The following is a 21,161-nucleotide window of genomic DNA, read 5'->3' as shown; positions in this document are numbered from 1 at the left end:
TACGATGTCGAGTACCTACCCACCTGAAGCTGTCAGCGCATGGAAAAGCGCCCGGTGGAAGGCGTTTTGGTCGCGGTTTTTCACCCTCGGACGCACCCACCCCCTGTTAAACTTCCAAGAGGTTGTGGATCGCCTTCACCTGAGGAATTCTGTCTATCGCGGCGTGCAGATCATCCCCCTAAACAAGATTGTGGGCAGTTTTGGACGCTACCATGATTTTAACCGCGCTTTTCTTCCCATGCGTGATTTCAACCGAGATCGCTGGATTCAGGTTGCCGCTTTGAATTTGGCGTTCACACGGGGGGGAGCGCCGCCCGTTGAACTCTACAAGGTGGGCGAGTGGTACTTTGTGAAAGATGGCAACCACCGAATTTCCGTCGCCCATCATTTTAAGGCGGAGACAATCGAAGCCTATGTGTGGGAGTATATAGATACCCTGCCTGTATCTTCCGACGAACTTCAAGAGATGTCTGACATAGACGCCCTTTTGGTGGCGGGGGAACGGCGTGATTTCCTCGAAACGACGCATCTTGATCGCCTTCGCCCCGATGCGCAGGTTGAATTGACACGGGCGGGCGGCTACCTCGAAATTCTTTGCCAGATCGCCGCCTATCAGGAGGCGTTGGAATGCATTGACGAGGTTGAAATCCCTTATCAGGATGCCGTTGCCGCGTGGTATGACATGCAGTACGAACCGATCCTTCAACTGATGGGGGAAACCGATATAAGCACCTTGTTTCCCTCGTATACCCCTACCGATTTTTACGTCTGGCTGATGCGCCAAGAGGAGGCGCTGAAAAAACGGTATGGCGGACGTGCCTCGTTGTTTGAACTGCTCAAGCGGGTGCGCCGCCGTCGCCAGCGACAGCGCTTGCTTTCATGGTTGGTCACCCGTTCGCGCAAGGCGTAAAGGCGTGGCGAGGGTGTCCGCTCGACTCCCAATGATTCACGAAAAGGTCACTGGCAGCCCGGTCTCGAAGGAGGCAATCGTCTGGAACACCATCGCCAATGAGCGCACATTATCATGACAAGTGGTGATCGCCGCGCTGCCATGCCGGATCGCCCCGTAAAATTCCTGAAGAAGGTAGCCCTGTCCGCTGTAAGGCAGCACCAACAAGGGGATTTCTTTCCTTTCGCTAGCGGGCTGACCTTCCTGACCTTCCCCCGTCGGACGCATGGCAATGAACACGGTGTCGTCCTCTAGCGAGAGTACCCCCCGTTCACACTCAATGCGCCAATTGCCGTTCCATGGCGTCGTTTTCACCTCGGACGCCCACGATCCGGTGTAGGAAACGATCACCCCGCCAGCAAAGGCAAAGGAGAGCGCGGCGGAATCCTCCCCGCGATTCCAGCCCCATGCCGGACGCCAACTGCGCCCATAGACAGACTGCGGCTCTTTGCCAATCAGGTAACGCATCATGTCGAAGTGGTGGATCGCCATATCAACGATCAAGGGGTAGCGCATCTCAGCGCGAAAGCCGCCGAAACGCGGACCCTTGTAATAATCCACCGTGATAAAGCCAATTGCCCCAAGCACGCCAGAATCAAGAATCTGTTTCATGGTTTGAACTTGGGCGTTGTAGCGGTAGTTCTGGGCAGTGAGGTGCAGCAGACCTGTGGCGGCGGACTGTTCGGCAATTGCCAACGCATCCGCATAGGATTCGCCGAGGGGCTTTTCCGCCAAGACGGGCAGCCCTTTGGCGAAGGCGGTGAGGGCAATGGGTTTGCGGAACTGCGGCGGGGCAACATCAATGATCGCCTCTGCCTCGACGTTTGCCAGCGCTTTGTCCAGTGAATCAAAGATGGTGGATCGATCCAAGTCATAGCGGGCGGCTTGCTGCTCAGCAATTGCCGAATTCACCTCAACAAAGCCTGAAAATACCACATTAGCTGACTGCCGCACTGTTTGCAGCCAGACATCTCCCATGTTGCCAATACCAACCTGTATCACCTTCAGAGGGGCTGCCGCCGAGGGGGGTCTTGTTTGGGACATCAGTCATTCATTCCTTTCATGGTCAGCGGGGTGTTATGCCTTTGCTGCGCTCACACCAGCGAAACAATCGTCCATAAGATGGTTAGGGCGAGATCGGGCATGTACAAGACGAGGGCAATGCCTAGCACCAAATGGGGCGCATAGGGAATGGCGCTGAAGCGCCGCCCCTTTCGTTTGCTCAACCAGCGGCGGATGATCACCGCCAGCGCCGCCATGCCAGCGCTTATCCCTGCCAGCAGAAGCGCCATGCCAAAGGCATTCGTCCCTAAAAGCAGCCCGCCCACCGCCGCCAGTTTCACATCGCCAAAGCCGAAAATCGTCCGCCCGACGGCGTTTCCGCGCCGCCCTAAGACGACCCCAAAGAGAATGCCGCCGAGATAGACAGCATAGGCGACCAACGCGGCGAGAATTCCACCCCCAAGCATCTCTTGAAAGGGCAGCCGCTGGACAAAGAGCGCCTCGATCACAGCCGCAAGCGCCCCCACCATCAGCCCCTCGTCATAGAGCCAACGCTGTTCAATATCGCTGACCACGCAGAGGACAAAAACAGCGCTGTAGAGGAGGTAAAAAGGGAAGAAAGGGCGCTCACCATAGCCCACCGCCAGCCCCCACCAGAGCGCCGCCATGCCCACTTCCACCGCAAGGCGACGCACATGGCGCGGGGGATGAAAGGGGGTTTTCCCCCGCAGAGCGCCGACAACTTCCGACCATGCATAGAGAGGGGCGGTGTGCCCGTCATCCCAACGGGGGCGGAGGTGCGGCGGGGTGGGTTTCAGCGTGCTGAAGGGGCTGTTTTTGGCGGTCTGATAGTGTCGCCGTGCCGCCAGATAATCCGCCAGCACATTGAGCAGCACGCCGAAGGCAAAACCGAGAAGGGCAAAAGGAAAACCGTGCATAGTGGCGAACCTGTGACGATACTTTAGGATAGCAGGGTACGCGGTACACCGTTGTCTGTGGAGGTAAGCATACCCTTAATCCCGCCGTTCTGCCGTCTTTGGGCAAAAAAACGAACCCATTGATTCTGGCACGCTGTGTCGGCAGGTTTAAGGGCGCAGGTGAGGAATGTCACGGAAAGGGGCGTAAGATCGCCATCCCTTCTAAATGGCGTCGTGGTATACTCGCTTCCGTTAAACAAGGATGGTACACAATGGCAACATGGCTTTTGTTTTTATTGCTCTTGCTCTTTCCGGGGTTTATGCCGGTTTTCCTCATCATTGGGCTTCTTCTTTTGGGCGTGACAAGCGGCAGCGCCATGTCTCCATTCATCTACCAATTGTTCTAACCTAACGGTGTGTCCGATCTACCTGTAATCAGGAGTTTCTTATCATGGCGATTCGTGTAGGCATTAACGGCTTTGGACGCATTGGGCGTCAGGTGTTGCGGGCAATCCGCGATAAGTATGGGAAAGAGGTGGATGTGGTTGCCTTTAACGACCTCGGTGACCTCCCCACGATGGCGCATCTGTTCCGCTACGACTCCAGCTATGGGATTTACCCAGGCAGCATCGAGGCAACCGAGAAATCACTCATTGTCGATGGTGATGAAATCCGTGCCTATGCCGAAAAAGACCCGGCGAAAATTCCATGGGGAGACATCGGCGTCGATATTGTCCTTGAAAGCACGGGCATTTTCACCGACGGCGACAAGGCAAAGGCGCACCTTGCGGGCGGGGCAAAGAAGGTGATCATCAGCGCTCCGGCAAAGGGTGAGGACATCACCATTGTCATGGGTGTGAACCATGACAAATACGACTCGGCAAAGCATCACATCGTCTCCAACGCTTCCTGTACGACAAACTGCCTTGCCCCCGCCGCCAAGATCGTGAACGACAAATACACGATCAAACGCGCCCTCATGACGACAGTTCACAGCTATACAAACGATCAGAAAATCCTTGACCTGCCTCATAAGGATTTGCGCCGCGCCCGTTCCGCCGCGCTGAGCATCATCCCCACCAGCACCGGTGCGGCAAAAGCGATCTCTCTGGTCATCCCCGAATTGAAGGGGAAATTTGATGGAATCGCCCTGCGCGTTCCGACGCCGACCGTCTCCCTTGTAGACTTTGTGGCAGAGGTGGAAAAGCCGGTGAAGAAGGACGAACTGATCGCCGCCTTCCGCGAGGCAGCGGCGGGTCCGATGAAGGGCATTCTTGCCGTTGCCGATGATCCGATGGTCTCGGTGGATTTCAAGGGCAACCCCCACTCCAGCATCGTCGATGCCGAGTTCACCCAAGTGATGAGCGAGACGATGATCAAGGTCATGACCTGGTATGACAACGAATGGGGCTATTCGGTGCGCTGCGCCGATCTGATGATTTTGATGGGGAAGATGCTCTAAGCCGCGATAGGCAGAGCGCAGCCCCAACCCTCCCACCCCCTTTCCCCCTAGTGCGGCAAAGGGGGTGGCGTTTTGAGAGTCGTTTTGCCCCTCTACCCCTGATGAAAGGTCATACCCTATGAATAAAAAAACAATTCGCGATCTTGCCCTCGGTGGAAAGCGCGTCCTTGTGCGGGTTGATTTCAACGTCCCGCTGGAAGATGGGAAGATCACCGACGATACGCGCATCACCGCTGCCCTTCCGACACTGAAGGCAATCCTGGCGCAGAATCCCCGTTCTGTCGTTCTGATGAGCCACCTCGGACGCCCGAAAGATGGCGTCCCCGATCCAAAATTCTCCATGCGTCCGGTGGCGCAGGCGCTCCAGAAATTACTTCAGCAAGCGGTGGTATTCCTTGAAGACCCCTTTGCCGAAACGAGCTACAAGCAGGCGGATAATGCCGCCGAGGGCAGCGTGATTCTGCTAGAGAACACCCGCTTTTTCCCCGGCGAAACGAAAAATGATCCTGAGTTGGCGAAGAAATTTGCCCGTTATGGGGATATCTTTGTGAACGATGCCTTTGGGTCGGCGCATCGGGCGCATAGCTCTACGGAGGCGGTGGCGAAGCTGCTCCCCGCTGTTGCCGGTCTGCTGATGGAAAAGGAACTAGATTATCTGGCAACAGCGCTGGAAAACCCGAAGCGCCCCCTTGTGGCGATCCTCGGCGGGGCGAAGGTTTCCGACAAAATCAAGGTGATCGAGGCGCTGCTGAGCAAAGCCGATCACGTCCTCATTGGGGGCGGGATGGCGAACACCTTTTTCGCTGCGCAAGGGCGGGCGATGGGAAAATCACTCGTTGAGGCAGAGGCAGTGGAGACGGCAAAGGGGCTGCTTGCCAAAGCTGGCGGAAAGCTCGTTCTGCCCGTAGACGCGGTGATCGCCGATGCCTTCAAAAACGACGCGCAGACGAAAATCGCCCCCACCAGCGCTGATGTGCCAGAGGGCTGGCAAATCCTCGATATTGGACCGAAGTCTGTCGCCAAATTCATCACCATCCTTGTCGATGCCAAGACAATTGTCTGGAACGGACCGATGGGCGTTTTCGAGATGCCGAGTTTTGCGCATGGGACGAACAGTATTGCGCAAGTCTTGGCGGGGCTGACCCCACGCGGGGCGCTGACGATCATCGGCGGGGGGGATTCGGCGGCGGCGGTCAGTCAGGCAGGGTTAGAGGACATGCTCACGCACATCTCAACGGGCGGGGGGGCAAGTTTGGAACTGCTAGAAGGGCAGGCGCTTCCGGGCGTTGTGGCGCTGAACGACAAGTAACCTACTCCCTCGCTTGCAAGAGGCGAGGGGCAGCGTGCATGGGCATTGTTGGGGCGCACTGATTTATCGTTATTGTGCGCCCTATGCCACTAAGTACCAACACAAGGAAAACGCGGAATAACGCATGATCCCGCCGCTAAAGCTCTTTAACAAATTAGTAACTCACCTTACGCACAGACCCTCACCCCCTAACCCCCTCTCTCGCGTGGCGGGAGAGGGGAATGCACTTTTTTGAGGGGGAAGCCCCCCTCAAACTGCCCCTTTCGACGAATACGGGGTGAACAAACCCAACTGCGTAAGGTGAGTTAGTAAGGCAATAAACCGACATAACGAAGCAGATCAGGCGAACCGGTTTGAACTTGGGACATAAAGTCTAGGAGACGCTGCTTGAGTTCCGACCAAGCCTCAGCTAACCGATGCAGGTGAAGCACGGTTTGGCGAAGCCGGCGCAGAGTTTTTCAAGGGGATTGAGCGAGGGGGCATAGGTGGGTAAAAAGAGCATTTGAATGGGAGATGACCTGTGGGCATGGTAGCAGCGTACAGATGCGGCAGGATGGTGAGCTAAGTGGGCGGAAAGGGCTAAGTAGGGGGGATGGTCTGTATGTAACTTAATAGGTAGCTATATGACTGGCTGCTGCTGTATCCTTCAAGTCTATCTGTCCCCTTTTACGCGCTCTGCGCTACACTCTCTTTTTATGAAAATGTCTTGTGAAAAGATATTCCCCCTTGCCAAGCCTTCGTTCCTCTGGAATACTGAGCGAATTCTGAAAAGGTTTTTAGGGGTCACAAAGGGTCAACGTGGTGACAGTCACAGGGTTGATGATGGACGAAAAATCGGCGCATGTCTTGGAACTGCCGAAAATCTTAGACCAACTCGCCGCCCATAGCAGCTTTTCTGCGGGCGCTGAACTGATCCGCGCCTTGCGCCCCTCGGCGGATATTCGGGAGGTGCGTGATTGGCAGCAGCAGACAACAGAGGCACGCACGCTCCTTGAAGCGAAATCGGACATTACGCTAGGCGGGGCGCGGGATGTCCGTGAGGCAGCCGTTCAAGCCACACGCGGGATTGTCCTTGAGCCGCAGATGCTCCTTGACATTCGCGGGACGCTCCGCCGCGCCACGACCCTAAAACGGACACTAGGGCGGCTGCGCCACCAATTTTCGGCGTTGGGGGGCATTGCCGAACGCTTGGAAGAATGCGCCGGCTTACAGGGTGAGATCAGCCGCGCCATTGATGACAACGGCAGCATCTATGACAGTGCCTCGCCCAAACTGGCGCTGATTCGTCGGGACATGCGCATCGCCTCCGAACGCCTCCAAGCGAAACTGAACAGCCTGATCACGAATTCCAATAATGCGAAATACCTTCAAGAGCAGCTTGTCACCCAACGCAACGGGCGTTATGTCGTCCCCTTGCGGGCGGAGTTTAAGGGGCGTATTCCCGGCATCGTCCATGATAGCTCCTCCAGCGGGGCAACTCTCTTTATTGAGCCGTTGGCAACGGTGGAATTAAACAACGCCGTTCGCGAACTAGAGCTTGCCGAGGAAGACGAAATTCGGCGGATTTTACGGGATATTTCGGAGATTGTGGCAGGGGAGGTGGAGTACATCATCGCCACCGTTGAAGGCTTGGCAGAACTCGACATGATCTTCGCCAAAGCCCGCTACGCGCTCAGCCTGAAAGCAACCGCCCCCCGTTTGGTAGACTTCCGCGACATCACCGAAATCACCCACGACGATAAACATCCGGGCGGCACCATCCGTCTTGAGGGGGCGCGACACCCACTCTTGAACCCCCGCACTGTCGTCCCCCTTGACCTCGCTCTTGACCCCCAAACCTATGCGCTGGTGATTACCGGACCCAACACAGGCGGAAAGACCGTCGCCCTGAAAACGACGGGGCTGCTCATCCTTATGGCACAATGTGGGCTGCACATCCCCGCCAACGACGGGGCGGAACTCTCCGTTTTTGACGCCATTTACGCCGATATTGGCGACGAACAAAGCATTGAGCAATCCCTCTCCACCTTTAGTTCGCACATGACGAATATTATCCATATTCTGAATGAGGCATCACGGCGTTCTCTGGTAATCTTGGACGAACTGGGGGCGGGAACAGACCCAGCAGAAGGGTCGGCGTTGGCGCGGGCGATCCTGATTGACCTCCTCGAACGGGGTGTGACGACGCTGGTGACGACGCATCACCCCGAACTGAAAATCTTCAGCCAATCCTACAAGGGAGTTCGCAACGCCTCTGTTGAATTTGATGTTCAAACGCTGCGTCCAACGTACCGTCTCGTTGTTGGAATACCGGGACGCTCGAATGCCCTTGCCATTGCCAAACGGATCGGCTTGCCAGAGGCAATTATTGAGCGGGCGCGGGCGATGGTAGGGACGGAAGACCTGATTGCGGACGATCTGCTGGACGAACTGCAACGCACCCGTGAGGAAACGCGCAACGCCCGCAATGCGGCTGTTGCCCAACAAGAGAAAGCTGATGGGCTTGTCCGCGAACTGCGCCAGCGGCTAGACGAGGTGGAACGCGAGCAGCGCGATACGCTTGCCACTGCCCGCCGCATTGCGGATCGGGAATTGGAGGATCTGCGCAAGGAAATTCGCGGGATGCGCCAGAAGTTGCAGACCGCCGCTCAGCCGATTGAGGCGATCAAACGCTTGGAGGAATCGGCGTTCAACCTAAAACCATCGATTGATCTTCTCCCCGCGCCAGAAACGCTTGATCTGCGCCTTCCCGAAGATGATGCGCCAAAGTACCGTCTGGGTGAGCGCGTGTGGGTGCTGCCTCTGAAGGCAGAGGGCGAGGTGACGGAAGTCACGGCGTCAGACATTGAGGTAGCAGTAGGGCGCTTGCGCGTGCGGGCAAAACTGGACGAAGTAGAGCGGCGGGGTGAGAGCGAACGGAAAGAAAAGGCGCGGGAAAACCGCTCCGAGCGCGGAGCGTCCCCCGGACTAGAGCTTGATCTACGGGGAGCACGGGTGGAAGATGCCCTAGAGAAGGTCGATGGCTACCTTGACGCCGCATACATGGCGGGCTTGCCCTTTGTGCGGATCATTCATGGGAAAGGGACGGGGGCGCTCCGCAAGGCAATTCGTGACGTACTGCATGCCCATCCGCTGGTGAGCAAATACACACGGGGAGAAGAAAAAGAAGGCGGCGATGGGGTGACGGTGGTTAATCTTGTGCCGCCCGGCTAAGGTGTGTAAAGGCAATTCGCCAAGAACAACACAAAGGGGATTACCCCTCTGAAAGGTAGATTTCCATCTCCAATTGTCCCAATGTCAGACGATCCCCTTTATGGATGAGCGTCGGCGCGTTGGGAGGCAGGCGCGTCCCATTCAAAAATGTGCCGTTCGCACTTGCCAAATCTTCCACACACAAGCCCTTCCCCGTTCGTTTTAAAAGGGCGTGCTGGCGCGAGACCCCATAGCCATAGGCTTTGTACGGCGTCAGATCGGCAAGGGGCATGGATGAGTTCTGGTTTGCTGTATAACGCCCCAAGACGACCTGATCGGGGATATACAACACAAGCGGTGTGCTTGTATTGGCGATGTACAAAGAAACAGCATTCGGATGCTGGGGCGCGGATAACGAGCCTGTGGCAATGCCGGGCGGTTGTGCGGGAAGGTCTTTTGTTTTTCCGGTGCGAATAAAGGTTGATGTTTCGGCAGGGACTCCGCTTACCAGCAAAGCAAAACACTTCGCACAGATTAACGCCCCCGGCATATTTTCATGTGCGCAGTCAGGGCATTTAAGGGACGTTTTTGCTGAGGTCATCTTCGACACCATTACACATCCTAATCTGACGAGGTGGGAAACAGTTCATAACTAGTTTACCAATCCTAACAATTAAAAGGCAAGGTTTGTGACAAAATTGGCACACACAAAATACTCATCGGGGTTTTCGGGCGTCACCTTCGACCTAAAAGGGAAGGTTGCTCTCGTTACCGGAGCGGGGGAAGGGGTGGGGCGAGCGCTGGCGCTCCGCCTTGCCGCAGCGGGTGCGGCGGTGGGCGTCAACGACATTAATCCAGATCGCGCCGATGCCCTTGCCGAGACGATCACGAACGCCGGCGGGCGGGCGCTCCCCTGGGCGGCAGATATATCAAATAAATTCCAAATGGCGGGATTTATCGAAACGATGCGCGATTCCTTTACGCACCTTCATCTATTTGTCAACGCGGCAGGTGTGCTGCGGGCATCCTCGTTTCTAAAACTGGACGATTACGATTGGCGGCGTATCCTAGAGGTCAACCTGACCGCCGCCTTTTATGGGATGCAGCTTGCCGGGCGGGTGATGGCAGAAGAAGGCGGCGGGGCAATTTTAAACCTTGCCAGCGTCTATGGGTTAGCGCGTACACGCCCCAATCAGGCGGCGTATGTCGCCAGCAAAGCCGGACTGATTGCCCTCACCCGTCAGGCAGCGGGGGAGCTTGCGCCCCTGAAGGTGAGAGTGAATGCGCTCTGTGTGGCAGAGATTGAAGAAGACGGGGCAGAAAGTACGCCCACAAACCCGATGCAACGGCTTGGGACGCCTGACGAAGCGGCAGCGATGGGGATTTTTTTGCTCTCTGAGGCGGCATCGTTCATCACCGGGCAGGCGGTCTGTGTCGATGGCGGGCTTTCGGGGGGGTAATTCCTCACCCCCTCCAACCAATTACACGGCAACGAAGGATTAATCTTCTGGGGCGTAGTTTTTCCCCGTTGAACCATCCATCTTGACCATGCGCGGCTGGAACTCGGCAAGCGTTGTTACAAGATCTGCCTGTGCCGCCATGACCTGTTCAATGTCTTTGTATGCGCCGGGGGCTTCATCCAACCCCGCCGAAAGCAGTTCGACATTCTGCCGCTTCAAGTTCCGCTTGAGGGCATCCCAATCAAAGCGCCCGAATGCCTCACGACGGCTCATTTTTCGCCCCGCTCCGTGCGCCGCGCTAAAGAGCGACTCTGCCTTCCCCCGCCCCCGCACGACATAGCCGGGGGCAATCATGCTCCCTGGAATCACGCCGAGAAAGCCCTCACCAGCGGGTGTTGCCCCTTTGCGGTGGACAATCAACGTCTGCCCTTCAATAATTTCCTTCCATGCAAAGTTATGGTGATTTTCAACCCCCCCCAACACGTCAAACCGAAGGGCATCGATAATCTGCTCATGGATGATCGCGTGGTTGGCGCTGGCATAGCGCCCGGCAAGTTCCATCGCCACCCAATATTCCTCTCCCGCGCCTGAGTTTAAATCTAGCCATGCAAGGTGTTGGTAATCCTTCGGCAGCGACGCCCATTTGTTCATGGCAATTTCGGTGTAATGGTTGGCAATCTCGAACCCCAAACGGCGGCTTCCGCTATGGCTGAGCAGGGCAAGGTACTTCCCTGTGGCGAGTTCTTGCCCTGAGGGAAGGGCAAACGGTTCGTTCACCGAGAGGCTGCCAAACTCCACAAAATGGTTTCCCGAACCGCTTGTCCCAAGCTGCTTCCAGGCGGTGTCCTTAAAGCGCCCGATAAGGGAGTGTTCGCGCCATACGGGATCGTCCATCACGGGGTGGTGACGCGGTGTGTCCCATGTCTGCCCCGTTCCAAAACAGGTGAGGGTCTCCAGCAGTTTGCGAAATTTGTCGCGTTTCTGCTCCATGATATGGGGTGTCGTGTCAAAAATCGTCAGGCGCATTCGACAGGCAATATCAACGCCCACTGCGTAGGGAATCACCGCATTGTGTGTCGCCAGCACACCGCCGACAGGCAATCCATAGCCTACGTGGGCATCGGGCATCAGCGCCCCCCGCACCGAGATGGGTAAGCGCACAGCACGTTCCATCTGGGTGATCGCCCCCGGATCGATCCCTTGTTTCCCCCAAATGGCGTAGGGGGCATAGGTTTGCAAGTTGGGTTGTGCCGAGGGCGTCATGTAATCGATCAGCAAGCGGGCTACCTCGCCATATAGGGGATCATCACCATAGGACGTGGGATCATTGAGGAGTGCCTCTAGCGTGCGCCGAATGTCCATCTCAGGAGTGCCGTCCTCTGCTGCTTTGCTCACCGCCCGCAGCGCCAGACCAATAATCTTTCCCTCTGGAAAGCCAAGCGTGAGGAGATCGTGACCATTCATGACAACACTCACTTTCGCTAAGGCATTTGCGGCGCATGAGGCTGACTGGGTTCATGTGCCTCTGGAGTTTGATGAGCTATCCTACCTGAATCCGCAGTGTTCGTGAACCCCAAACTTCTTCTCCCCTGATAGGTATGCTCACTGGAGGGTGTATACGAAAAGGAATAGGGATTATTCCCCGCAATGAGTGCTGTTCGTCTTTGGCGTTTGTAGGACTTACACAGTTGAACGTGTTTACCCTGTATTCATCGAAAGGGGACGTTTGAGAGGGCTTACCCCTCAAAAAATGGATTCCCCCTTCTCCCGGTGGGAGAGCGGGTACACGCCGAAGGCGGGTCGCAGGGGGATGAGGGCAACTGCGTAACATCTAGTTTGTTTGAACGGGCATCAGGGGATATACTTCTTCCCCGTTTGCCTGCGCACCCGCGCCACAAGAAACAATCACCAGAAAGTACAGGGTATGTCTGTTCAATTCCAAGATACAAAAATGAGCCTCTCGGCAACGCTTGAATCGATTGCCACAGAGGTTTCCGAGGGCGAAGGGGAGATCACCGTTCGGCAGCTTCTCGCCCTTGTTGGCGAACAGGGCTTGATTCTGTTCATCATGATTCTGACGATTCCCTTCCTCACGCCGCTCCCGCTCCCCGGCATCAGCACCGTCTTTGGGGCGATCATCATGCTGATCAGCGTTGGGATTATCCTGAATCGCGTCCCCTGGCTGCCCGCCTTTCTGATGAAACGGGCGGTAAAACGGGAGCAACTGATCCCTGTCTTAAAGCGCGGCGCGGCATTGATCCACCGCATTGAAGGGCTGATTCGCCCGCGCCTTTTGGGTTTGTCTGGCTCGTCGGCGGTCAATCGCCTGAATGGGTTGATGTTGTTTGCCGGTGGGGTGTTGTTGATTCTCCCTTTGCCCGTTTTGCCGCTCTCGAACTTTCTGCCCGGTTGGGGGTTACTGCTCTTGGGGGCGGGCATCCTCCAGCGCGACGGCTATTTCATTGCAGTGGGGTGGGTGCTGAACATCATCACCTTCCTTTATTTTGCCGCTGTCGCCGTGGCGGTGTTGGTGGCGGGGGGGAGCATCCTCCAATTGATCCGCGAACCTGCCGCCGCGACGATCACTCCCACGCCTGGGGTGTTCTTCGATCTCTTACGGGGACTGCTGCGCTTCTAGGGTATTTTAGCGGCGTGATGCGTTGTCCCTTTCTGCCCTTTGTTGAATCCAAAGCGATCTTGAATGTCCAAACTTCAAACCATCATTCATCAGCTTGCCGTCATGCGGCGGCGGGTTGATGTCCCTTACTATGTTCCCGGTTTGTGGGTTGATTTCACGACGACAGACGCCGTGTTGGTTGATCCTTATACATTTTACCAATCGCGCCTTCAGGCGATCCTCGACCACCCACCTACCCCCCTCCTTGAGGGATGGGGTGGGGAATGGACGCGGCGGGCGCTGGTTTACAACCTTTTTCCGCGCTATACAACAGCCTTCGATCACAACGACGATGACCAGTTGCAGCTAGGGGTGAACCCCGACGGCTGGCGGGAGACAGGGACACTTCTGAAGTGCATCGCTATCCTACCCTTTTTGAACTACATGGGCTTCAATACCGTTCATCTCTTGCCTATTACAACCATTGGGCAAGATGGACGCAAGGGCAATCTCGGCTCGCCTTACGCCATCCGTAACCCCTATGAGATCGACCCCGAACTGGTCGATCCCGCCCTTGATATGAGCGCTGATGATCTTTTTGAGGCATTTGTAGAGGCGGCACACCGCTTAGGGATGCGTGTCGTCATGGAGTTTGTCCTCCGCACCGCCTCGAAGGATTCAGATTGGGTGCGCGACCACCCCCACTGGTTCTATTGGATTCGCGCCGACATTCGGGATCGAACTGCCCATACGGGGCGCACGGATATGCTGCGCACCTTTGGACAGCCCCGCTTTACCAATGAGGCATTAGGGATCATTCATTGGAAGGTAGGGCAGGGCGATTTCAATGACCTCCCCGCCCCCGACGCGCTCTATCGCGAGATGTACACCGCTTCCCCCGCCCCAGATCGTGTCTATTTAGAGGGGGGGCGTTGGATTGGCGTTTTGGAGGATGGCACACGGGTGCGCATCCCCGGCGCATTTGCCGATTTCCCCCCCAACGACAGCCAACCCCCTTGGTCGGATGTCACCTACCTACGGCTCTACGATCATCCTGATTTCAATTACATGGCGTATAACACGCTGCGCATGTACGACACCCGCCTGACAAACAACGAACACGGTCACGATCACCGCATCCACGATCTGTGGGATGCCATTGCCGGCGTAATCCCCCACTATCAACGGCGATTCGGCATTGATGGCGTTTTGATCGATATGGGTCACGCCCTGCCCATGCCGCTTAAGGAGCGGATTGTTGCCGAGGCACGGGGCATTAATCCCGATTTTGCCTTTTGGGATGAGAACTTCACGCCAAGCGCCACCAGTCGTGCCGAAGGCTATAACGCCGTTGTGGGCTATTGGCTGTTGGGGATGCACGAAGGCTTCAGCGTGCGCAATTATGTGGAGGAAATTAGCCGAGCGGCATACCCTGTAGCGTGTTTTGCCGCCTCGGAAAATCACAATACACCGCGCAGTTTCGCCCGTTTTGGCGGGGTTGCCTATGCCCATTACACGCTGGCGCTCTCGGTGATGCTCCCCGGTGTTGTGTTCATCCTCAGCGGCTTTGAATTAGGCGAGACGTTTCCTATGAACACGGGATTGGGGTTTTCGGCGGAATACGCCGCCGCCTACCCGCCGGAAACACTCCCCTTGTTCAGCGCCCGCCGCATGGATTGGACGCGGGCGACAAACTACGTCCGCTCTATCCGTCAGGCGTTGGATATTCGCCGGCGCTATGTCGATCTGCTCAGCGATCCCGACCCAAAGACGATTCGGGTTGGGGCGAGCGAAAATCCGGCAATTCTTGTCTTTAGCCGCCAGAAAAACTACCCGGGACAGCCCATCCTCAGCGTGATCGCCAATACCGATATGGGGCATCAGCAAGGCGGGCGAGTGATCTTGCGGGGGGAAATTCAACGTGTCCCCGGATTGTGGGGCGTCCAGAACGATGTGGGGATGGACATTGCCCATGAAACCACCGTAAACGTTGGTCTTATTCCCGGCTATGTCCTGATTATCGAGAGTGGGCGGACGCTGTAGGGGCGAATGCCCAGTGATCGCACTACCGCCTTTTGGGGGCGGAGAGCGGGACAAGCTGCGACCCTAAGGTAAAGGCATTCTCTGGGATGATGGGGTTCGCCTCCATCGCTGCGATTGTATAACGGGTGTGGGTTTCATCGGGTTGGTTGCCCCACCCAATGACGAGATTGGTTGGTAAGACGACATTACTCAAGGTTTGCAAGGGTCCTTCTAAACGAATCACGTAGGTGAGTGGCGTCCCTAAAACAGCACTTCCCGACCCTTCTGCTTGTGTAGGAAAAACGAGAGGCGTCTCCACCCGTTGAAGGGTGTTATCTTCGTTGAGCGTGACGGTGACAGCGGTTTCTGGGGATTGACTAGAATAGGCACGAAAGGCACGCTCACCGGTGCTTTTGAGCGTGATGCCTTCCTCGCTGAGGGGAGTCAACAGCACCGCCCGCAGCGCCCATAAACGGCGGCTGGTGATTTCCATCAGGGGCGGCTCACTGCTGCTGGTTACCACCCCACGTCTCATCACATAACAGGCTGCGCCATCATATGATTCGGCTCGCCCGCCAAAGGGTAGAAATCCCAAAAAACGTGCCGACTCCATCCACAGCCAATGATCCACCCCCTGAAATGCCGTTTCAACAGAGACAGAAACGGGCAGCCCCCAAAGCCTCCGCTGCGTTGTTAAGAGAAGGCGGAGTCCGTCGAAAGCAAGTGGGCGCACACCATAGCGGGCGGCGAGAGCGGCTTTCAGCAGCCTGAGTGCGGCTGGATCGCCCGTTGCAAGCGTTAAAATTCCCATAGAACAATGATTCCCCAATGAACACGACAATGCCAAATGAATGGTGTCCGATTGTACCCACTTTATAGCAAGGCACACGTCTCTGGAGGAATATTTGCTATACTCATGGGGCGACGCTATCAGACACATCGTTTACGATCCATGACGCCACCGCAGAATCATCCCACATCAGATACCTCTACTAAAAATCCACGAGTTGTTCTTGGTGTGTTGATCACAGCAGCGCTCAGTGTGGTTTTTATCGGCGGACGGCGCTTGCTAACCCTGCCCCCCGCCCCACTTCCTGAGCCTGTTTCCCTAGCAGGTGAGGATCCGACAATTGTAGAAACGCCACCCGCAAAAAAATTCACCCGACAGGGAGGTATTGGGCGACGGCTGCTTCTTCCCTGCCTATTTGGGGTCATTTTCGTCCTTGCCGCCGGTGCGCCGCTGCTCTACAGCCAAACCACCATGACCCAACGGAAGTGGGGCGATCAGTGGGCGTTCTGGGTCTTTGCACAGCAAACGCGGGATACACTCTGTGTGACCTTTGCGTACTGCCAACCCACTGGGGAGGCACCCATTGGCACGGAGGGAATTTTTTTTTACCTATCCCTATCCAAGATGGGGGTGATGCCTGCCCTAATGGGTGTCGCCTTGACGGTTTTTCCCAACACAGTGGAAACAACCGAACATATCAACATGCTTTTGGCGGGCTTGGGAACGGTGCTGCTTGTTCACATGCTGCTGCGGCTGCGCTTCCCCCATTGGGTGGCGGCACTCGCCGGGGTGTTCACCGCATTTTATGTGCCAGGTATTGTGAATACACTCCCTTTTCTCCAGCAGCCCTTCATCCGCTTCATCCTGATCGCCACCCTTTGGGCGTACACATTATCGTTTCGTGCCTCTCGCTGGTGGGCAATTGTCGCTTTTACCGTACTTGGCGGAGTGAGTACGTTTTTGCTGGCATTCAGCAGCTTGACCACGCGCCCGCTGATGTGGCTTATCTCCTTAGGGATGCTGGGGCTGAGCCTAACCCTGCGCCCTGCAAAAAAGCGTTTTTCTCATACGGCTGTCGTCATAGTCTGCGTTGTCCTTCAATGCCTCGCCTTGATCGCGCTCTATCAAAATCCGATCATCAACCGCCGTATCATGGATGACAGGGATATTGCCAATTATTTGCTTTTAGGCGTATCCTTAACGCATGGCGACGAGGTAGTGACGACAGTGCGCTCCTTCGTTGATTTTTGGGCGCCAAGCGATTTCATCAACTCTCGACAAAATCGCACCGAATCATTGGTAAGAGACTTTGCCGAAAACCCCGTCGATTTTTTGCGTTGGTTCAATTTCAGCCTGTTCAACAACTGGCGCTACCCTGATACGGCTTTTTTCCAGACATTCATCCTCTCTGTCACTGACCAACATAGACAGCACACACTGTTGCTTTATGCGGGGATTCTAGGGGGTGCCTTCTGGAGTGGGCTGCCGGGCATCCGCCGCCGAACGCTCCTCTTGCTCGTGCTGATCGGGGGGTTTCTCTGTGCTGCCTACAGCGTGATCAGTGTTGAGCCGCGCCGCTTCAACATTTTTATGCCGTTTGTTGCGGCCGCGGCGGCAATCTTCCTCCACAGCCTCTCGCGTCGCACGGTGAGAGACATCCTCTCCAGTGTGGGGGTGAGCGTCATCTTTTTCGCCGTATGGTCACTTCCCTTGGGCATTATCCTCCAAATCGCCCCCCTGCGCGTGGAGACGGCACACCTGCTGATCTGTCTGCTGCGGGCGGGTGTCAGCGGGGGTGTGGCGGTGTTTTTTCTCCGGTTGTGGATAACCCACACGCCGTTCTTTCGATCCTTCTTCCCTGCCCTTGTATTGGCAGGAATCTGGCTTGCCCTCGTCCTCGGCATGATCCAAGATCAAGACTGGCGGCTGTGGGGAACAACTGTCCAAACGCCGATCCGTCAGGAAGTACGCGGGGTTCAGCCTGAAGATCACCGCTTTCCCTGGCTGTTGATCGACGCCGACTCAGCCGATTATCTGCCCTCTGTAGAAATACGCTTGAATGGGACGGTGATCAAGCCGCCCGGCACACCTCTTTTCATGTGGGAAGCGGGTCCAACAGGGCGTTGGTATCCCTACATTGACTTGTTGTTGATGAATAATTTTCCGCCGCGTCGGATGTGGTATGCCTATCCACTGCCACTTTCCCTGATCAACAGCGACCTGATGACGATTGAGCTTGATCCCGGCGATATACCATTTCCCCTTCGCGGGGATTTCCGCGATCCTGCTGATACACGGTATGCTGGTCCAAGTTTTGATCCTTGGATGAGCGGACACTCCTTTTGGCGTTGGCAGTGGAACGGAGACGATCCGCGCATCCTTCAACCCCAATCGTTAAATGGTTTCTACAAAAGCGCCTACAACGTTGGCAAGGAATGGTATTCCGCTGACCTTTCTGACGAATGGGGACGGCAGACAGGGACATACCGCATCTACATTGTCTGGGATGCCATTGGCAGCGAATCGAATGCGCTGTTTCGTTCGGGGACGGGGCTTTACCGCACACTTTACTGCCCGGATGGATCGTTCGCCCGTGTGGGGGTGAATCCTTGCTATTTGGCAAATGGAAACATTCAGTATTTCACTGATGTTGGCTACATTGGCACCTCACAGCGATCTGTATTTGACTCAATGACAAAAAAGTATGCTCTAATCGATAGTATGGAGAATGACAAAGGGCGTGTGGAAGTCCTCCAAGTCTTGAACAACGCTTTTGTCGCCAACTACTACCGCCCCTCTGGGGAACATGTCTACTCCTATGTATTTGAAGTGAATCCGCGTTAAATTTTTAAGGGAGATACCCCATGTCTAGAGTGATTCGCGCCCCACGTGGCACAGAGATTACGTGCAAGGGCTGGCAGCAAGAAGCCGCGCTGCGGATGCTGATGAACAACCTTGATCCAGACGTTGCCGAAGCCCCTGACGATTTAATCGTTTATGGTGGGCGTGGACGGGCAGCGCGGAATTGGGAATCCTTTGAGGCTATCCTTCGTATCCTACGCGAACTCGAAGATGACGAGACTCTTCTTATTCAGTCGGGAAAACCCGTCGTCGTCTTTCGCAGCCACCCCGACGCCCCCCGTGTGCTGATTGCCAACTCAAACCTCGTCCCCCATTGGGCAACTCAAGCAAATTTTGACGCCCTAGAGCGGCAGGGGCTAATCATGTATGGGCAGATGACCGCCGGATCGTGGATTTACATTGGCTCACAGGGCATTGTGCAAGGCACATACGAGACATTCGGTTCACTGGCGCAGCAGCACGGGTGGGGTGATTTGAGTCGGCGGGTTGTCCTCACCGCTGGATTAGGGGGGATGGGTGGGGCGCAGCCCCTTGCGGTGACGATGAATGGCGGCGTCGCCCTGTGTGTGGAGGTAGATCGCACTCGCGCTGAACGCCGCTTGCAAACACGCTATCTCGATGTGATCGCGGACGATTTGGAAGATGCTATGGTGCGTGTGGAGACGGCAAAAAACGCTGGTGAAGCGCTCTCCATCGCCGTGATAGGGAACGCAGCGGAACTCTATGCCCGCTTGTATGCGCTTGGCGTCCGTCCTGATGTCGTCACCGATCAAACACCCGCCCATGATCCCTTTGCCTATCTGCCCGTAGGCGTCTCCCCAGAGGATGCCCCTCGTCTGCGCGAAGCCGATCCTGAGGATTTCACCCGCCGGAGCGCGGCGGCAATGGCGGCACAATGTCAAAGTATGCTTGATTTTCAGTCGGCGGGTGCGGTTGTTTTCGATTATGGGAACAACCTTCGGCAGCGTGCCTTTGACGCCGGCGTTGCCAATGCTTTTGCCTATCCGGGTTTTGTCCCTGCTTACGTTCGCCCCTTGTTTTGCGAAGGGAAGGGTCCCTTTCGGTGGGTAGCGCTCTCTGGCGACCCCGCAGATATTCAACGCACCGATCAGGAAATTCTGCGCCTTTTTCCTGACGATGCACACCTTCGTCGCTGGATGACGCTGGCGGGGGAAAAAATTGCCTTTCAGGGCTTGCCCGCTCGCATTTGTTGGCTTGGCTATGGCGAACGGGCAAAGGCAGGACTGGCGTTTAATGAACTTGTCCGGCGGGGCGAGGTGAAAGCCCCGATTGTGATTGGACGGGATCACCTTGATTCGGGGTCAGTGGCATCCCCCAACCGCGAGACAGAGGCAATGCGCGATGGATCAGACGCGATTTCTGATTGGGCAATCTTAAATGCGCTGATCAATGCTGTTGGCGGGGCAACATGGGTGAGTTTCCATCACGGCGGCGGGGTGGGCATTGGATACAGCCAGCACGCCGGGCAGGTGATCGTTGCCGACGGAACAGACGCCGCCGCTCGCCGTTTGGAGCGCGTTCTGACGACTGATCCCGGGATGGGCGTCGTCCGCCACGCCGATGCCGGTTATCCAGAGGCGATCAGCGCGGCACAACGGCACGGGATCAAGATTCCGATGCTGGGCTAAGCAGTGGCTGCAAAGCGTTCCCGGCGCAAAAAGGTTTGTTTGGGAAGGAAAAGAAGGTATCGTCAATGTACAATCCAAGACAACACCAAAAGGATTGAACAATGGCTATGGATACCTCCTTCACCGAATTATAGGGGTAGGACTTACGCAATCGAGCCTCTCTACGGCGTATTCATCGAAAGGGGTAGATTGAGGGGGCTTCCCCCTCAAAGACGTGATGCCCCCTTCTCCCACAGGGAGAAGGAGGGTAGGGGGGATGAGGGCTGTCTCTTTCTATGGTTACCTTCTTGATGGTCTACTAGTTCTCGGACAAGCCTTTTCGCGGTGAGATCAGGCGGCGTGGTGGCGGACGCGCTGTAGCGCGTCCCTACAAGGATGCGGCAGGTGGGCATTGCGTCCCTCCCTCCCCAGAGCCAAAAACCACATGCCTTGCCTAACCTCCGCCACTAACGATACAATCGTCCTCCATTCCTGCCAGCGCTAGATACGTTAGACAATTGGAGTGTATTGATTGATGCCTCCCCCCACGCCTGATGATCTTGCCTTGCTCATCACCCTTTCCGTCCCAAACGTTGCCCCTGAGCGCCTAGAGGAACTCACTCACTCCCTGAGTGAAGAACTCCGCCTGCTGCGCAGCGCCCGTGCCGAACAAACGCGTGCCGCGCCGCCCACCATCGGGGCGATGGGCGATGGCGGGCGCGCCATTGGTTCGCTGACAGTACGTCTTGCCAGTGCCGAGGTGTCCGATCTGATCCGCGTTCTGGCGGCGTGGAAGGGCGGCGTCAAAGGCAGCACCATCACCCTCACCAAGCAAGGGGGGGAGGGCGTTTCCGCCGCCATTCCCGATGCCTTCACACCAGCCGCCGCGCAAGAGTTAGCCAAGCTGTTATTGGGAAAATGAATCTGCCAGCACAGAGTCTGCCAGTACAT

15 protein-coding genes are annotated in these 21,161 nt (G+C 56.2%); 10 read left to right on the top strand and 5 right to left on the bottom strand.

What is annotated here, in order from left to right:
- The first annotated feature begins 4 nt into the window (after nt 1-4).
- Nucleotides 5-910, top strand: coding sequence for a hypothetical protein (locus HS103_12790; protein MBE7513676.1), 906 nt, complete (start codon nt 5-7; stop codon nt 908-910).
- 36 nt (nt 911-946) lie between these two features.
- Here HS103_12790 and HS103_12785 read toward each other — a convergent pair whose 3' ends face one another.
- Both HS103_12785 and HS103_12780 read right to left on the bottom strand, forming a co-directional pair.
- Entirely contained in the window at nt 947-1,993 is a 1,047-nt protein-coding gene (locus tag HS103_12785) for a Gfo/Idh/MocA family oxidoreductase (protein ID MBE7513675.1), read from the bottom strand.
- A gap of 50 nt (nt 1,994-2,043) precedes the next feature.
- Nucleotides 2,044-2,889: a prepilin peptidase gene (locus HS103_12780; GenBank protein ID MBE7513674.1), complete on the bottom strand. Its 846-nt coding sequence runs from the start codon at nt 2,887-2,889 to the stop codon at nt 2,044-2,046.
- A gap of 430 nt (nt 2,890-3,319) precedes the next feature.
- On the opposite strand from HS103_12780, the gene gap reads away from it, so the two are divergent.
- The 3 genes from gap (at nt 3,320) to HS103_12765 (ending at nt 8,852) form a co-directional block, all read left to right on the top strand.
- A complete protein-coding gene (gene gap / locus HS103_12775) occupies nt 3,320-4,330 on the top strand; it encodes a type I glyceraldehyde-3-phosphate dehydrogenase (GenBank protein MBE7513673.1) in 1,011 nt (336 codons plus the stop codon).
- A 118-nt stretch (nt 4,331-4,448) separates the two neighbouring features.
- Nucleotides 4,449-5,639 (top strand): phosphoglycerate kinase, encoded by a 1,191-nt coding sequence (locus HS103_12770; protein ID MBE7513672.1) that lies wholly within the window; start codon nt 4,449-4,451, stop codon nt 5,637-5,639.
- Between the two features lie 798 nt (nt 5,640-6,437).
- Entirely contained in the window at nt 6,438-8,852 is a 2,415-nt protein-coding gene (locus HS103_12765) for an endonuclease MutS2 (protein ID MBE7513671.1), read from the top strand.
- Between the two features lie 40 nt (nt 8,853-8,892).
- Here the strand turns inward: HS103_12765 and HS103_12760 are convergent, their stop codons facing one another.
- Entirely contained in the window at nt 8,893-9,345 is a 453-nt protein-coding gene (locus tag HS103_12760; protein ID MBE7513670.1) for an FHA domain-containing protein, read from the bottom strand.
- Between the two features lie 175 nt (nt 9,346-9,520).
- On the opposite strand from HS103_12760, the gene HS103_12755 reads away from it, so the two are divergent.
- Nucleotides 9,521-10,291, top strand: coding sequence for an SDR family oxidoreductase (locus HS103_12755; GenBank protein ID MBE7513669.1), 771 nt, complete (start codon nt 9,521-9,523; stop codon nt 10,289-10,291).
- 39 nt (nt 10,292-10,330) lie between these two features.
- Here HS103_12755 and HS103_12750 read toward each other — a convergent pair whose 3' ends face one another.
- Nucleotides 10,331-11,755, bottom strand: coding sequence for an RtcB family protein (locus tag HS103_12750; protein MBE7513668.1), 1,425 nt, complete (start codon nt 11,753-11,755; stop codon nt 10,331-10,333).
- 460 nt (nt 11,756-12,215) lie between these two features.
- On the opposite strand from HS103_12750, the gene HS103_12745 reads away from it, so the two are divergent.
- Nucleotides 12,216-12,929, top strand: coding sequence for an exopolysaccharide biosynthesis protein (locus HS103_12745; GenBank protein MBE7513667.1), 714 nt, complete (start codon nt 12,216-12,218; stop codon nt 12,927-12,929).
- Between the two features lie 63 nt (nt 12,930-12,992).
- On the top strand, nt 12,993-14,951 hold the full coding sequence (locus tag HS103_12740) for an alpha-amylase (protein ID MBE7513666.1): 1,959 nt from the start codon (nt 12,993-12,995) through the stop codon (nt 14,949-14,951).
- 22 nt (nt 14,952-14,973) lie between these two features.
- Here the strand turns inward: HS103_12740 and HS103_12735 are convergent, their stop codons facing one another.
- The gene (locus HS103_12735) at nt 14,974-15,741 is read right to left on the bottom strand and encodes a hypothetical protein (protein MBE7513665.1); all 768 of its coding nucleotides are present in this window, start codon (nt 15,739-15,741) and stop codon (nt 14,974-14,976) included.
- A 105-nt stretch (nt 15,742-15,846) separates the two neighbouring features.
- On the opposite strand from HS103_12735, the gene HS103_12730 reads away from it, so the two are divergent.
- The 3 genes from HS103_12730 (at nt 15,847) to HS103_12720 (ending at nt 21,132) form a co-directional block, all read left to right on the top strand.
- A complete protein-coding gene (locus HS103_12730; GenBank protein MBE7513664.1) occupies nt 15,847-18,564 on the top strand; it encodes a hypothetical protein in 2,718 nt (905 codons plus the stop codon).
- Nucleotides 18,565-18,584: 20 nt separating this feature from the next.
- Nucleotides 18,585-20,231 carry a urocanate hydratase gene (hutU, locus tag HS103_12725; protein MBE7513663.1) on the top strand — a complete coding sequence of 549 codons (1,647 nt, stop codon included), beginning with the start codon at nt 18,585-18,587 and terminating at the stop codon, nt 20,229-20,231.
- 514 nt (nt 20,232-20,745) lie between these two features.
- Nucleotides 20,746-21,132, top strand: coding sequence for a hypothetical protein (locus tag HS103_12720; protein ID MBE7513662.1), 387 nt, complete (start codon nt 20,746-20,748; stop codon nt 21,130-21,132).
- Nucleotides 21,133-21,161: the final 29 nt, after the last annotated feature.

The sequence above is a fragment of the Anaerolineales bacterium genome (assembly GCA_015075625.1).
GTDB lineage: Bacteria > Chloroflexota > Anaerolineae > Aggregatilineales > UBA2796 > UBA2796.
This window is presented reverse-complemented; position numbering and strand designations above follow the sequence as displayed.